General features: G+C 51.0%; 13 protein-coding genes. 10 read left to right on the plus strand and 3 right to left on the minus strand.

The window, feature by feature from the left end; genetic code table 11:
- Positions 1-22: 22 nt before the first annotated feature.
- Complete coding sequence (locus tag LW136_RS19230) at positions 23-2470, plus strand: type I restriction endonuclease subunit R (protein WP_234173633.1); 2448 nt, start codon at positions 23-25, stop codon at positions 2468-2470.
- A 126-nt stretch (positions 2471-2596) separates the two neighbouring features.
- Here the strand turns inward: LW136_RS19230 and LW136_RS19235 are convergent, their stop codons facing one another.
- Positions 2597-3592: an IS5-like element ISPsp6 family transposase gene (locus LW136_RS19235; protein WP_017246247.1), complete on the minus strand. Its 996-nt coding sequence runs from the start codon at positions 3590-3592 to the stop codon at positions 2597-2599.
- A gap of 56 nt (positions 3593-3648) precedes the next feature.
- Here LW136_RS19235 and LW136_RS19240 point away from each other — a divergent pair, with 56 nt between their 5' ends.
- From LW136_RS19240 to LW136_RS19280, 9 genes are all read left to right on the plus strand, one after another.
- On the plus strand, positions 3649-4425 hold the full coding sequence (locus LW136_RS19240; protein ID WP_234173635.1) for a type I restriction enzyme endonuclease domain-containing protein: 777 nt from the start codon (positions 3649-3651) through the stop codon (positions 4423-4425).
- A 30-nt stretch (positions 4426-4455) separates the two neighbouring features.
- Positions 4456-5601: a hypothetical protein gene (locus LW136_RS19245; protein WP_234173636.1), complete on the plus strand. Its 1146-nt coding sequence runs from the start codon at positions 4456-4458 to the stop codon at positions 5599-5601.
- Positions 5602-5612: 11 nt separating this feature from the next.
- Positions 5613-7313, plus strand: a complete 1701-nt coding sequence (locus LW136_RS19250; RefSeq protein WP_234173638.1) for a hypothetical protein — start codon at positions 5613-5615, stop codon at positions 7311-7313.
- Positions 7314-7347: 34 nt separating this feature from the next.
- Positions 7348-7743, plus strand: coding sequence for a hypothetical protein (locus LW136_RS19255; RefSeq protein ID WP_234173641.1), 396 nt, complete (start codon positions 7348-7350; stop codon positions 7741-7743).
- Between the two features lie 103 nt (positions 7744-7846).
- Positions 7847-8395, plus strand: coding sequence for a hypothetical protein (locus tag LW136_RS19260; protein ID WP_234173643.1), 549 nt, complete (start codon positions 7847-7849; stop codon positions 8393-8395).
- On the plus strand, positions 8392-8739 hold the full coding sequence (locus tag LW136_RS19265) for a hypothetical protein (RefSeq protein ID WP_234173645.1): 348 nt from the start codon (positions 8392-8394) through the stop codon (positions 8737-8739). Before LW136_RS19260 ends, LW136_RS19265 begins: the two co-directional genes overlap by 4 nt.
- 28 nt (positions 8740-8767) lie before the next feature.
- Complete coding sequence (locus LW136_RS19270; RefSeq protein WP_234173648.1) at positions 8768-9487, plus strand: hypothetical protein; 720 nt, start codon at positions 8768-8770, stop codon at positions 9485-9487.
- A gap of 60 nt (positions 9488-9547) precedes the next feature.
- Entirely contained in the window at positions 9548-9859 is a 312-nt protein-coding gene (locus tag LW136_RS19275; RefSeq protein ID WP_234173650.1) for a ParE family toxin-like protein, read from the plus strand.
- Complete coding sequence (locus tag LW136_RS19280; RefSeq protein ID WP_234173651.1) at positions 9856-10362, plus strand: glycine-rich domain-containing protein; 507 nt, start codon at positions 9856-9858, stop codon at positions 10360-10362. The genes LW136_RS19275 and LW136_RS19280 overlap by 4 nt, the downstream gene beginning before the upstream one ends.
- 282 nt (positions 10363-10644) lie before the next feature.
- On the opposite strand, the gene LW136_RS19285 is transcribed toward LW136_RS19280, so the two are convergent.
- Both LW136_RS19285 and LW136_RS19290 read right to left on the minus strand, forming a co-directional pair.
- On the minus strand, positions 10645-10827 hold the full coding sequence (locus LW136_RS19285; protein WP_336512875.1) for a helix-turn-helix transcriptional regulator: 183 nt from the start codon (positions 10825-10827) through the stop codon (positions 10645-10647).
- Between the two features lie 242 nt (positions 10828-11069).
- The gene (locus tag LW136_RS19290) at positions 11070-12533 is read right to left on the minus strand and encodes a site-specific integrase (protein WP_234173654.1); all 1464 of its coding nucleotides are present in this window, start codon (positions 12531-12533) and stop codon (positions 11070-11072) included.
- Positions 12534-12908 lie beyond the last annotated feature (375 nt).

Here is a 12908-nt window from a genome sequence, read left to right on the forward strand (position 1 = left end):
TGCACACAGGGGAAGGGACTTAGTGAGCTACAACGAAGACACTTTGGTTCAGCAAACCACTGCTGACTATCTACGTGACGAGCTTGGTTGGCATTCTGTGCTGGCCTACAACGAAGAAACCTTTGGCCCCGAAGGCACCTTGGGTCGCTTGAGCGACCGCGAGATTGTGCTGACCCGCTACCTGGGTGAAGCCTTGCTTGAGCTCAATCCAGGGCTTCCAACGGCAGCGTATCGCGAAGCCATACGCATCATCGCAGAGCGCACTGCCACCCAATCTCAGATGCTCACCAATCGTGATAAGCATCATCAGTTGCTCGATGGCGTGCAGGTGAGCTTTCATAACGACAAGGGCGAGCTGAAAAAAAAGCGTCTGCGCGTATTCAATTTCGACCAGCCAGAGAAAAACCATTTCTTGGTGGTGCGCGAGCTGTGGATACGCGGCGATCTCTACCGACGCCGCGCCGACATCGTGGGCTTGGTGAATGGCATCCCGTTGCTCTTCATGGAGCTAAAAAACCTCAACAAAGATATTCGCGCCGCTTACGAGCAAAACCTGGCCGACTACCAGGACACCGTACCGCATCTGTTCGACCACAACGCCTTCATCGTGCTGGCCAATGGAGTGGACGCCAAGATTGGTTCACTGGGTAGCAAATTCGACTACTTCCATGAGTGGAAGCGCCTGGACGAGTCAGAGCCTGGTGCGGTGGATATGGAAACCCTGCTCAAGGGGGTCTGTAGCAAACGCAACCTGCTGGATCTGTTCGAGAACTACATTCTGTTCGATGAGTCATCGGGCAAGCTGGTCAAAATTGTCGCTCGCAACCATCAATTCCTTGGCGTGAACAAAGCGATTCTAGCGGTACACAACCGTGAAGAGCTGGAGCGACGACTGGGGGTTTTCTGGCACACCCAAGGCTCGGGAAAGAGCTATTCCATTGTCTTTTTCGTGCGCAAGGTACACCGCCTACTGGGCGGCAATTTCACCTTCCTGATCTGCACTGATCGCGATGACCTGGACAGCCAGATCTACAAAACCTTTGCCGGCTGCGGACTAGCGGACCACGACAAAGACCCCTGCCGCGCTGAAAGTGGCGACAACTTGCAGGCACTGCTTGGCCAACACAAATCAGTGCTGTTCACCCTCATCCAGAAATTCAACAAAGATGTCGATCCGAGCAAGCCTTACTCGACCCGTGACGACATCATTGTGGTGACCGACGAAGCTCATCGCACCCAATACGGTCGCCTCTCCCTGAACCTGCGCAATGCCCTCCCCAATGCCAGCTTTATCGGCTTCACCGGCACCCCGCTGTTCAAGGACGACGAAATCACTCGGCGCGTATTTGGCGAATACCTGTCGACCTATGACTTCAAGCGTGCAGTCGACGATAAAGCCACCGTTCCCCTGTTCTATGACGCCAGGGGCGAAAAATTACGGATCGCCACCACTGACCTGAACGAGCGCATCGCCGCCAAGCTAGAAGAGCTTGAGATTGATGACATTGACGTTCAGCAACGACTGGAGCGCGAGCTAAAGCGCGAGTATCACATCATCACCGACGGCCATCGCCTGGAGCGCATAGCCGCCGACTTTGTAGAGCATTACTCAACTGGCTGGGAAACCGGCAAAGCCATGCTGGTGTGTATCGACAAAGTCACCTGTGCCCGCATGCACGCGTTGATTGCCGACCGCTGGCAAGAACGTATCACTCAGCTGGAAAAGCAGCTGAGCAGCGCGAGCGATGAACAAGAACAGATCTTCCGCGAGCGGCAATTGGCCTGGATGCGCGAAACCTTGATGGCCGTAGTGGTCAGCGAAGAACAAGGTGAGGTCGACAAGTTCAGCAAGTGGGGCATCGACATCAAGCCCCACCGCAAGCTGATGAAAGAAGGCTTTGAACTGGACGACGGCAAACGCCTGGATATGGAGTCAGCCTTCAAGCGTGAGGCACACCCATTCCGCGTCGCTATCGTTTGTGCCATGTGGCTCACCGGCTTCGACGTGCCAAGCCTTTCCACGCTGTATCTGGACAAGCCTTTAAAGGCCCATACGCTGATGCAAGCCATTGCCCGCGCCAACCGGATCAATGAGGGCAAAAACAACGGTCTGATCGTCGACTACTGCGGCATCCTCAAGAACCTGCGCAAAGCACTCGCCACCTTCGCTACAGGCTCGGAAGGTGATGGCACTGAGGATGATCCCGCCCGCCCCAACGAAGAATTATTAGCTGAGATGGCGGAGGCGATAGATCTGGTCAGAGACTATCTCAGTGAGCAGGACTTCAAGCTAGCCGACATCACCGAGAAAACCGGCTTCGCCCGCAACGCCGCGATTGTTGCCGCCAAGGAAGCGATTAACGACAACGACCAGACTCGCAAGCGCTTTGAAATCCAAGCGCGTGAGGTCTTCAAGAAATTCAAAGCCTGCCTGACCATTCCCGGCGTTAAGGAGACGCTGAACAATTAGCCAATTCTCACCGTCCCCCTTTTTCAACCCGGTTTTTTCAACCTACCGGCCTTATTCTGCGTTTCTTGGGCCGATTTCTACCCTGATTTTGCTGATTAGCGGGCCAGCCCCGCCTTTCGGACGGACTTATCCCGCCGTCCGTTGCAAATACCGCTTGGCCAGTACCAGATTGGCCAACCCAAACAGACTGAACAACTGCGCCGTATTCTTTTCCAGTCCACGGTAGCGAACCTTACGATGATTGAAGCGCACCTTGATCACCTGGAAGGGATGCTCGACCTTGGCACGCAGCTGCGCCTTGGCGTATTCGACTTTGCGCTTGACTCGGTACAGCACGCTGTCTCTGCCGTGATGTTTGTAACTGCTTGGCCGTGCTGCAATCGACCAGACAACGTCCCGTTCAGCATGCTCCGGTCGCTTGGCCGCACCAGTGTATCCAGCGTCACCCGAAACATAGGTTTCGGCGCCGTGCAGCAACTGATCGACCTGGGTGACATCCGCCACGTTGGCGGCAGTCCCTACCACGCTGTGCACGAGTCCCGATGTGGCGTCGACACCAACGTGGGCCTTCATCCCGAAGTGCCATTGATTGCCTTTCTTGGCCTGATGCATCTCAGGATCACGCTTACCTTCTCGGTTCTTGACCGAGGGCGGCGCGGCGATCAGGGTAGCGTCGACGATAGTGCCTTCCTTGAGCAGCAGACCCCGGCTGGCCAGATGCTGGTTAATCGTTTCAAACAGCACCCGCGTTAGCTGATGGGTTTCCAGCAAGCGGCGAAATCGCAACAAGGTAGTGGCATCCGGTGCCGACTCACGGCCCAGGTCGATGCCGATGAAACCACGAATGGCCTGGCTGTCGTAGACGGCATCTTCGGTACCTTCATCGGAGAGACCGAAACACTGCTGCACGACATACATGCGCAGCATGCGCGACAACCCAATCGCAGGGCGTCCACGCTTGCCTGTGGTGTCGCTATAGAACGGCGCCACTTGCGCCTCCACTTGTGCCCAGGGCACCAGCTGTTCAAGGTCAGCCAGGAAGCGATCTCGGCGAGTCTGCTTTTTCTTGCCGGTATATTCGAGTTCGGAGAAGGTCTTCTGCACGCGCGTAACAAAGCTCATGGAGGGGGCTGGTTGAGGGGGCTCAGTGTGCCAAGGGTGGGGGCGGCTGGCTATTTATGCAGTGTCTCCTTAACGACTTTCGAAACGATGTAGGTGCCATCAACATCATCTACAAAAGCCTGCAAAAAGACCGCGACCAAGCAGATATATCTGACCTTATCCGCCAGCTGCACGAGGCCATGGATGGTGCCATCGCTAGCCAAGGCCTGCCGCAGAAGGAAGACCATACGGTCTACGACATCAGCAGCATCGACTTTGACCTGCTCCGCCGCGAGTTCGAACGAAGCCCTGCGAAGAAGACCACAGTACAGAACCTCAAGCAGATCATCGAAAACAAGCTAGCCAAGCTGCTCGCCCAGAACCCGCTACGCACTAACTTCCAGCAGCACTATGAAGAGATTGTCGCAGCGTACAACAGCGAGAAAGATCAGCAGACTATTGAGCACAGCTTCAACGTGCTCATCAAGTTTGTAGAAGCGCTCAGCGAAGAAGAACACCGCGCCGCGCGCGAAGGGCTGAACGCCGAGACCTTGGCTATTTTCGACCTAATCAAGAAACCGAATTTGGTTAAAAAAGAAATTGAGCGGATAAAGGCCATATCTAAGGACTTACTCGCCACGTTAAAAAGCGAAAAGTTAGGCATAGAAAATTGGCGTGAAAAAGAAAGCACAAGGGACGCTGTTCAAATAGCGATCCGCAACTTTTTATGGGATGACCGAACAGGCCTTCCGGTTGCGCTGTATGACGAAAGCGAAGTCATAGCCAAAGCAGAAGAGGTTTATAAGCATATTTTTACAGCTTATCCAACTCTACCCTCCCCCATCTACTCTTGAGATTTAGCCCTACTACGAAAGGGAAAAAGGTTGAAAACTTTAAGCATAGAAAAAGAGCTTTCTTTAGCCGCAATAGAACACCATCTTAAAGAGCTTACAAAAAGCGAAGAGACAAAGCTCCGCCTGCCGAACAAAATAAAATACAGCGGCGGTTTTGGAACCGAAGCAGCACTAACACAGCTAATCGCCACGTGGGCAAGAAATCAAAAAGAACCAACATTCCACACTTATGTTGATCCTAACGAAAAACAGAAAGGCTTCTCTAGCTTATGCGAATCTTTTTACGGCATGGCTGCTTTAGCGCTATCGAGAAAAATTCTCTGCCTGGACGGTACAACACAGGTCCATAAATCAGAGTCACTCCAAGCCGCCATACCCAGAATCGCTGCCTTGAAGAACCTAGAACTGGCAAACACTTTTAAAGGATTCAAAGTAGATCTTCCATGCATAAAAAGCGGTAGCTTTTCCGGATTAATTGAACCGCTTTATAACAATGAAAAAATTGTCAACCAAACACGTTTCGAAGAAATAATAGAAAAATCAATCGAATCGATAGCACCACAAAAAACCACTAACTGGGCAATAAACAAAGAGCTCATCTCAAAAATAAGCCAGGCAACTCGTCAACTATTTCTCAATACCGACGAACATGCTCGACATGACGAATCAGGAAATGAATACGCCAGAGATGTACGCGGCATACTTCTAAAAGTAACCAGCCATAAAAAAGCAGAAGCCCTACGAATAGCCGATCAAAACAGCACACTTAAAAACTATTTCAACACAACATTCGAAAACATAGAGATCGATACGCACCTAAGATTTCTTGAAATAACTGTTCTAGATAGCGGGCCAGGATTTTCCGGCAGATGGCTACGCAAGAATTCAACATCAATTGATCATGATATCGAGGCGAAAGCAATACTGAATTGCTTTGAAAAACACTCCTCATCGAAATCAAGCCCTTCATCAGGAATCGGGCTCGATATTGTTCTCAACATACTGTCAGAACTCAACGGCTGGTTTAGACTAAGAACTGGCAACACAATAATTGAAAAAGCATTCACATCAAATCTCAAGTCCTATCATGTCACGAAGGACGATATAAAAGAAGCTGGCGCACATGCATACGGCTCCGTCTTCACATTCATCATCCCTCTCTTCAAGAACAATTGAGATCCCTGAGCATGCTGAGCTTCGAACTCAATTATAAGATCAAAGAAAAAAAAGAAGTATTCCTCTGTATATTCCCAGACTCAGAAACACTCAGCGAAGCTGAATATGCCGAAATTATAGAACAGGTTTACGAAAAAAATTTTCGCCCCGACCAAGTCACACTAATATACCCAAAATACGCAAACGATAAGATAAAAAAAATATTCAAAAAAGACAGTATTGCACTAAAGAATGCAGAGCGATATGGACCCTTAGTTCCTTTCTCACTACTCGCCTTCGACAGCTCTGGCAATTTATCATGCGAAAACAATATAGAGTGGGACGCACAAAGCCTATCGAAATTCAGGGATAAACTTTGCCAAACAGGGTTAATGTTTCTTGCCCAAAAAAACGAAACAATAGAACTAGCACCACCTGGCACAACTTTCAGGAAGCCATCCGAGCGCGAGCGCCGTGAATTTCTAGCCACATCAAAACTTTGTGCCGACTCATGCGAAGAGAAATTTTTATCTTTTTGCCTACTAAAAAAACTCCCAGCAGACACCTCAAATATAAAGCAGATACTCCTAGACACACAATCAATATCTTACATCATAAACAATCTAGCCTTAATGCTAATGAAATTTGGCAAGGCCGTAAGCTTCACACACAAAAGCTTCAGCTCATATGCAGGACTAGAGAAGAACAAACCTGACAACCCTAATTCTGTTTTTGTAATCATATCCGCCTCCACTAGCAACAGCCTCATGGAAAAAACAAAAACAGAATGGGGACTAAAGGACGACCAAATAGTAACAATACTATCTTACAAAGACCACGACAGAGTTCTTTCAAACATATCAGATCTATCCAAACATCATAATGAAAAATTCACATCCGACATACACGTAAAAAGAATTAGCGAACACTTTACTGCAGAGTACCTTGAACCCAGATCTGTAGTCATAAAGAAACTACATGGTAAAAGCATTGATACAAAGATATTCCAAGAACTCCATAACACCACCGCCTTTACTTGTCACAAGACAAAGACAACCAACAATACACGCCGCGAGTTCCACATTAACTCAGAGAAACTACATCGCAGCTCTGAATTAAAAAACTGGCTTTCCGCACTAGTAAAAAATCATGTACCAGCTTCTACGAAGTGGTTAGTAATCGACACAAGCGACGTGAGTAGCAGATTTTTCTCTAAAGCGATAAAAAAAGCACTACCCGACATGGGCAAGTCGCTTAAGATTATTGACTACAAAGATGCCATAGACGAAAAATTCAACTCATCAAAAGATGCCTTGTTAGCCTTTGCACCGGTTATCGGGAGCGGCAATATATTCATGTCCCTGAACAGGGATCTTCGAATTGCCAAGCACGATGGGATGCGAATATTCGCAACCTTCATACAACTTTACAAAGGTGAAACTCAAAGAGATCAATTCAAGAAGTCACTAATTTACGGCCCCGACTTCAATCAATATAAATTTTTTGCAAAGAGCAAAATCAGCATGCCCTTTAGGCATGAAAAATCAAGCTGGGAGATGGAAGGTAAATTTATTGCCAGCTTTCACGAAGATCATAATTTCTGGGAAGATCGATATAACGCTCTGAACAGAGGCTCTACCGGCTTAAACGGGCTAATCGGCATTAATGGCAGAGCCCCAAACCAGCCGCTGAAATTCTCAAGGGCACTTTGCATTTTGGGATTTCAAATATAGCGAGCAAAATGTCTCACCAGAATCGATTTATTTTATGATCTCAACCATTCTTCAACATGCAAGAGACGAAATCAACCTAGCTCCCGAGGACTCTTTGAAGGGTGACATCTACCAACAGGCAGTACTATCGCCAGATGTATTCATTAGATTCAATGACCCATTGCTTCAATCATGCCTCTGGAGAACAGCAACTTTTTCAGAGCTTGACTACTCTTCAAATGAGCAGCTAAGCGATCACTTTGCTGATATTTTATCAAAACTATTAGAACACTTTGACAACGAGAAAGGTGAAGCTGCTCTTGACCTACTTCTTGGAGTTGCAATGGCCAAAATCAAGCTATGCGAAACATCCATTAGCAAAATCACCAACAAAATCAAATCAATGAATCTTGATCCCGGACTAATAGGCCCGCTACTAAGTAAGCTCTGAAGAAGACTTCCCTAGGCGATCAACAAGATATCGGCCTAGATACATAGCAACCGAAACGGGTACCAGCAAAGGCGCTACGCGAAAAGATTCACAAGGAGTACATATGCATCACCCCGAACTATCCCTTGCTGGCAAGCTGGATAGCGGTTTGACCAAATGTCTGCGCTCGATACTGGGCGGCGTTAAGGTTAGCGGACTATGGCTACTTGGCCTGCTGACGCTGGCAAGCCTGCCATGGATGATTTTTGAGTACGACGACGGCCTGGCAGATCTTTCCCTGCTGGAGTGGGGCTTCATGCCAGTGCTGGCGTTGTTGTTGTGGCGGCATATCCGCTATTGCCAACATTTCTCCACAGGTTTCTGGCTTGGCCTGAGTCGCTTGCTGATAGCCCAGGGAATAATGGCCACCGTGAGCCTCGTGATATTGGGTGCATGCGCGACTTTGCTTGCTCAGATTGAGCATCCGGACGAACTGCTTCGTCTGCTGGTACAGGAGGATCCTCTCGACAAGCTTTTAGCCTTTGGCTGCGTTTTGCTGGCCATGTATCTCGCTATCCCGAAGTCAGTGCCCGCCTCCCTCTCTCAGCCTACAACCGTGCATACACGAGTTGAACCTGAATTATTCGCCCCGGCCAAGGAGACCGGCCTGTGAAAGCTAATGCACTGCCCATCATTTGTATGTGCTTGCTGTTCAGCCTGGCCCTGCCTGCGGCACAAGCAAACGACGACCCAGAACATCTGATTCAAAGCTGTAAGGAATTGGTGGGGATCTATGCCAAGCGTGACGAGCAACACCTGTTAGCTGGCCTGGTGACGTCCCCATCCGAGGCCCTACGGGCAGGTTACTGCCGTGGCGTGCTTGATGAGTACCGGCGCAGCAGCTTCTGCAGCCAGAGCGACTGGCACACACAGGCTGCTCGCATCGCTGACTACCCAGCTTTTGCAGAAGAGCTGCCATCAGTAGAAACACTGCTGAAGCAATCCTGTGCGTTCTAATTCAAGTCAGTGGCCAGAGCACACGGAGGTGCTCGAACGGCTACTTTGCCCGCCACTATCAGCGCCGCTATCCCAGAAGCAATATGGGAGCCTCAGAATTGCGCTGAATACCCTAGTTGAAGCTCTGGCCAGCGCAACGGTGAAGGGGCGCGGCGCGCTCAAAACCACATTACCGCCACTCATAGCTATGGAGCGGAGCAGAACCAATGGGCCAGGCTCGACAGGTAGCCGCGAGCACTGGTACATCAACCCTGCCGATGAGGCGTTGATCTGGAATGCCATCGTTCTACAAGGACTGTTTGGCGTACCCAAAATTGCAGTTCTGCTGATAAGGGAGCGCTCTGAGCGGCTGGCTTATGTGGACTGGGCTCGACAGCTATTCCTGGATCGCCAATCCGTTGCAGGGCTTGGGTTACTGCGCCAGGAGCTGATCACTCTGCTTGATCGGCTGATCGAAGCCGACCTTAACCAAGAGAAGCTGCCCAATCCATTTGCGGATGCCTGGCCACAGATGGGGCTTGGGCCACACAAAGGTAATCTGCTGAAAACTCTGGCAAGCCAGACGGCAGCGCTTTCGGTGGGCGATAGCATGATGGCGCACTACTTCAATGGTGAGTTGACCCAGGCCTATGACAAGGCCTGCGGGGTGGTTACAGATAATGCCCTGCTGCTGAAATATCGCGACCTGATCATCACTGAATACCAGGACGCGAGAGAGTTTGATGAGCTGTTGGACTTTCTTCGCTGACCTGTTGGCTGTGGAATCCACACACCGAGACTGGTTCCGTTATCACACACGGAGCCAGTCATGCACACCATCCAATCCATTCTCGACAGCTGCCCTCATCAGGTCAGCGCTTGTCACCAGGCCAAAGCCCAGGGCATTGATCAAGCCCTTTTATCCGGAACGCCCTTTACCGCTCTGGGCGGTAAGCGCGTGCGCTGCTGTGAAGGCCTGCTGCGCTTCAAGCTAGGCAGCGACTGGCGTTTGCTCTACCAAATCACCGCGACCGGCTACGCACCTTGTGCACTGGTCAGCCGTCAGTGCTTCGAACGTGAGCTGAAGCGAAGGCGGCCTATCAAGGCCTGCAATCTTCAATCACAGGAGAAACACCCATGAATGCACTCGTATCGCTAAATCAGCCGCTGCTCGCGGCCAACGGCCTGGACATGAATGTCAGCCGCCTTGATTTCAAACGTCTGAAGCACAAGTACACCGAGTCTTCGGAAGCTGAAATGTCGGCGGCTGAGTGGGATATGGCCGAGCTGGAATACCGCCGTTTTCTGACCCTCAAGCGCTTCTATCCATCAGTGGCATTGGTGCCCAGCAAGGCAGTGGATGCCATCTGGCATGCACACATCCTGGATACCCGCGCCTACCGCGAAGACTGCCAGCAGGTATTCAGTCGCTTCATTGATCACTACCCCTACTTCGGCATCTACGGCCCGGACGACTATCAGGAGCTAAAAAACGCCTTCGCCCACACGGTGGCGCTGTACGAGAAACACTTCGGAGCCTACCCCGGTGGCGGCAACGAAACACAAGCTATGCGTTGTGGCGATGACCATGCATGCCACGTTCCGACCAGCTGCGCTTGCCGTGTCGAAGGCGCTTGCAAGTAGTTCCACTCACTTATTCAGGAAGCATTGCCATGAGCAAACAACCACAAAACCCAAGCCGCCCGGCACCTCAGCCAGCCTCTCGTCCTGTGGTACCTAACCTGCCAAGCCAAACAGGCAACAAATCCGGAGGCGGTCGCGGCAATTACCCGCCGACTAAGTCTAAGTAACCTCGTTGTACGACAGGCTCTGAGCCTGTCGTACTTTTTCGGCACTGAGCTTAGGACTGAAAATCCTATGCTCCACGTAGGCAAAAAAATGCCGGTCACTTGACCGGCCTCTTTGCTATCTCGCTGCAGCTGCGCTGGTTATCCAGTCGTCAATCTCATGCTGAAGCCAGCGGCTTGCTCGACCTATCTTCACCTGTCTAGGGAAGTCACCTTCCCGAATACGGCAGTAGATGGTTTTGCGACTCAGGCCGACTTTCCTGCTAACGGCATTGAAATCCAATAGAACCATCTCAGACATAGGACACCTCCAAAATCGAGGTGGTAGCAGGGTGATGTAGACGCAGCTGTAGTGATGTTTTCCTCATGTGAACTACTCAGACGGATCGTGCCTTCGAGGCATTGGTTCTGCTTTTCCATTTCCGCAGTGCATCAAGCAGACAACGACACAGCGGCTAACCATGGGGCTCCGCATAACCCCAACACCTGTATATTTTCACAGCACCAGAAATTGATCAATAAAATACTTGACTTTACGCAAAATTATCCAATCTCGAACAAATCTAGCTGCTGAGCCTGATTGTCACCCTCCTCGGAACTATCGAGCAGGCAACCAAGCGCTGCATCAAATGCATCCATAGTCGGGCGCACTTGGGGCAATTTCGCTTCGGGGTTATTGCGATAGTGCACCTCGACAACACCTGTTTGTCCGTGCGACTGCAACGCGTCGCTATCGAAATCCTTGATGCCGTGGCGCTGCATAAACTGTGTGCAGGTACGCCGGATATCACGCGGAGTAAATTTCGGCACGGGCTGGCCATCCAACTTGGCATGCTCAGTCGCAAACCACTCGGTCACCGCATGAGACAGGCTGGACGCGTGAATCGGCTTTTGTCCACCAACGCTCCAAGGGTATACGGCCCCTGGAGGCTGCAAGGCACGAACCTGTTCAAGTATCTGCAAAGCCCTGTTGCTCAAGGGAACGAAGTGAGCACGTTTTTTACTGCCACGCCCTTTGCTATCGATGATCTTCAAGTACTTCTTTTGAAAGTTGTAGCTGGTCCAAGGCTCACGGATAAACTGGAGGGGGCGCTGCCCTGCAGTAGCAAAAGCAAAGTGAAAGACACGCGCCATAATTGCACCAACCGAATCGACCTTGGTAATGGTGTGCCAAAATTGCTTCAGCTCCTTATCCGTCAGAGCGCGCTCGCCAGGCTTTGATGTGTTCGGGACAGTCACTGGATCAGCAGGATTCATCTGAAGTCCGTAGCTTTTATTACTGCTTCGGTCGATATGATGCTCAGCTTTTAAGCCAAAACTGAAAGCTGCAACGAGAAACGAACGAACCTTGCCAGTCTGACGCCCCGCTCCTCTGTCCCAGATTGGTTTCAGCAGCAAATTCACATGCTCAGGCCTGACATCCTTAGCTTTCATAGCCATGACATTGAGCTTCTGCTCCTGACCATCGTCGGCCACGGACACTACTTTCTCGCCCTCCAGGTCGTTACGTAGCACGCGCTCAAACTCATCGAGCTGCTGGGCTGATACACCCGAGCGCCTACGATCTTCGATGTAATCCCGGAACAGCTCAGAAAAGGTGCCTTTTGCAGCCTCGATTTCAGCGAGACGTTGCTGCTCGTGCAGCTGGCGTTGGCGCTCAGCCTGCCGAGCCTCCTCCTCAGCAGCACACTTGGCTTGATAGGCCTTGATGTCGCCATGCTCTGCGGCAATCTTGGCGAGACGGACAGCTTGCTCGCGAATTTCAGTAAGGGAGAGACCTGGGCTCTTCAGCGTTTTCTTGAAGACACCTATCTTGACCTTCTGCCCACCCTCACCACGGCGGCGGTAGTAGGCCTCGACAGCTCCCGAGGTACGGCATTCGAACAAGATTGATCCGCTACCACGGCCTGGCAGCGAATCGGTCGCAGTCTGACCAGGCCGTAGCGCCTTCAGCTCCACATCCGTTACAAACTTCCTACTGCTCGTCTTGCCCGATGCCTCTGCCATTTTGCGTACCGTTTTGCGTACCGTTTCTTAGGGCATGACCGGCCACACCCAGAACCAAGGGGAAACACCTAACCCCTTGATTTCAGGATAACGCGCTAAATCGGCTTTTTTCGGGAGACGGCGGAAAACGACCAGAAACGTGCTTTTTACTGCCTCATAATCCTTTGGTCCACGGTTCGAGTCCGTGTGGGCCCACCACCTTTAAAGCCGCGCACTGCCCGGCTTTTTCGTTTATCCCTGCTGACGGACGACTCAGCGACGCCGCCGGGTCCAGCCCTCCGCTCGCCGACCGTGCCCATTCTCCATTAATAACCAAATCGCATATAAACATCAGGAAAGGTTTCTGGACTCTCTAAGCTGACGTCTCTATCTTGC

The sequence above is a fragment of the Stutzerimonas kunmingensis genome, from assembly GCF_021432085.1.
Classification (GTDB): Bacteria; Pseudomonadota; Gammaproteobacteria; order Pseudomonadales; family Pseudomonadaceae; genus Stutzerimonas.

Excerpts from the sequence above, each read along its gene's own strand:
- LW136_RS19235 (WP_017246247.1), bottom strand. The coding sequence starts at position 3,592 with ATGAGCTTTGTTACGCGCGTGCAGAAGACCTTCTCCGAACTCGAATAT.
- LW136_RS19255 (WP_234173641.1), top strand. The coding sequence starts at position 7,348 with ATGATCTCAACCATTCTTCAACATGCAAGAGACGAAATCAACCTAGCT.
- LW136_RS19275 (WP_234173650.1), top strand. The coding sequence starts at position 9,548 with ATGCACACCATCCAATCCATTCTCGACAGCTGCCCTCATCAGGTCAGC.
- LW136_RS19240 (WP_234173635.1), top strand. The coding sequence starts at position 3,649 with ATGCAGTGTCTCCTTAACGACTTTCGAAACGATGTAGGTGCCATCAAC.
- LW136_RS19260 (WP_234173643.1), top strand. The coding sequence starts at position 7,847 with ATGCATCACCCCGAACTATCCCTTGCTGGCAAGCTGGATAGCGGTTTG.
- LW136_RS19250 (WP_234173638.1), top strand. The coding sequence starts at position 5,613 with ATGCTGAGCTTCGAACTCAATTATAAGATCAAAGAAAAAAAAGAAGTA.
- LW136_RS19285 (WP_336512875.1), bottom strand. The coding sequence starts at position 10,827 with ATGTCTGAGATGGTTCTATTGGATTTCAATGCCGTTAGCAGGAAAGTC.
- LW136_RS19280 (WP_234173651.1), top strand. The coding sequence starts at position 9,856 with ATGAATGCACTCGTATCGCTAAATCAGCCGCTGCTCGCGGCCAACGGC.
- LW136_RS19290 (WP_234173654.1), bottom strand. The coding sequence starts at position 12,533 with ATGGCAGAGGCATCGGGCAAGACGAGCAGTAGGAAGTTTGTAACGGAT.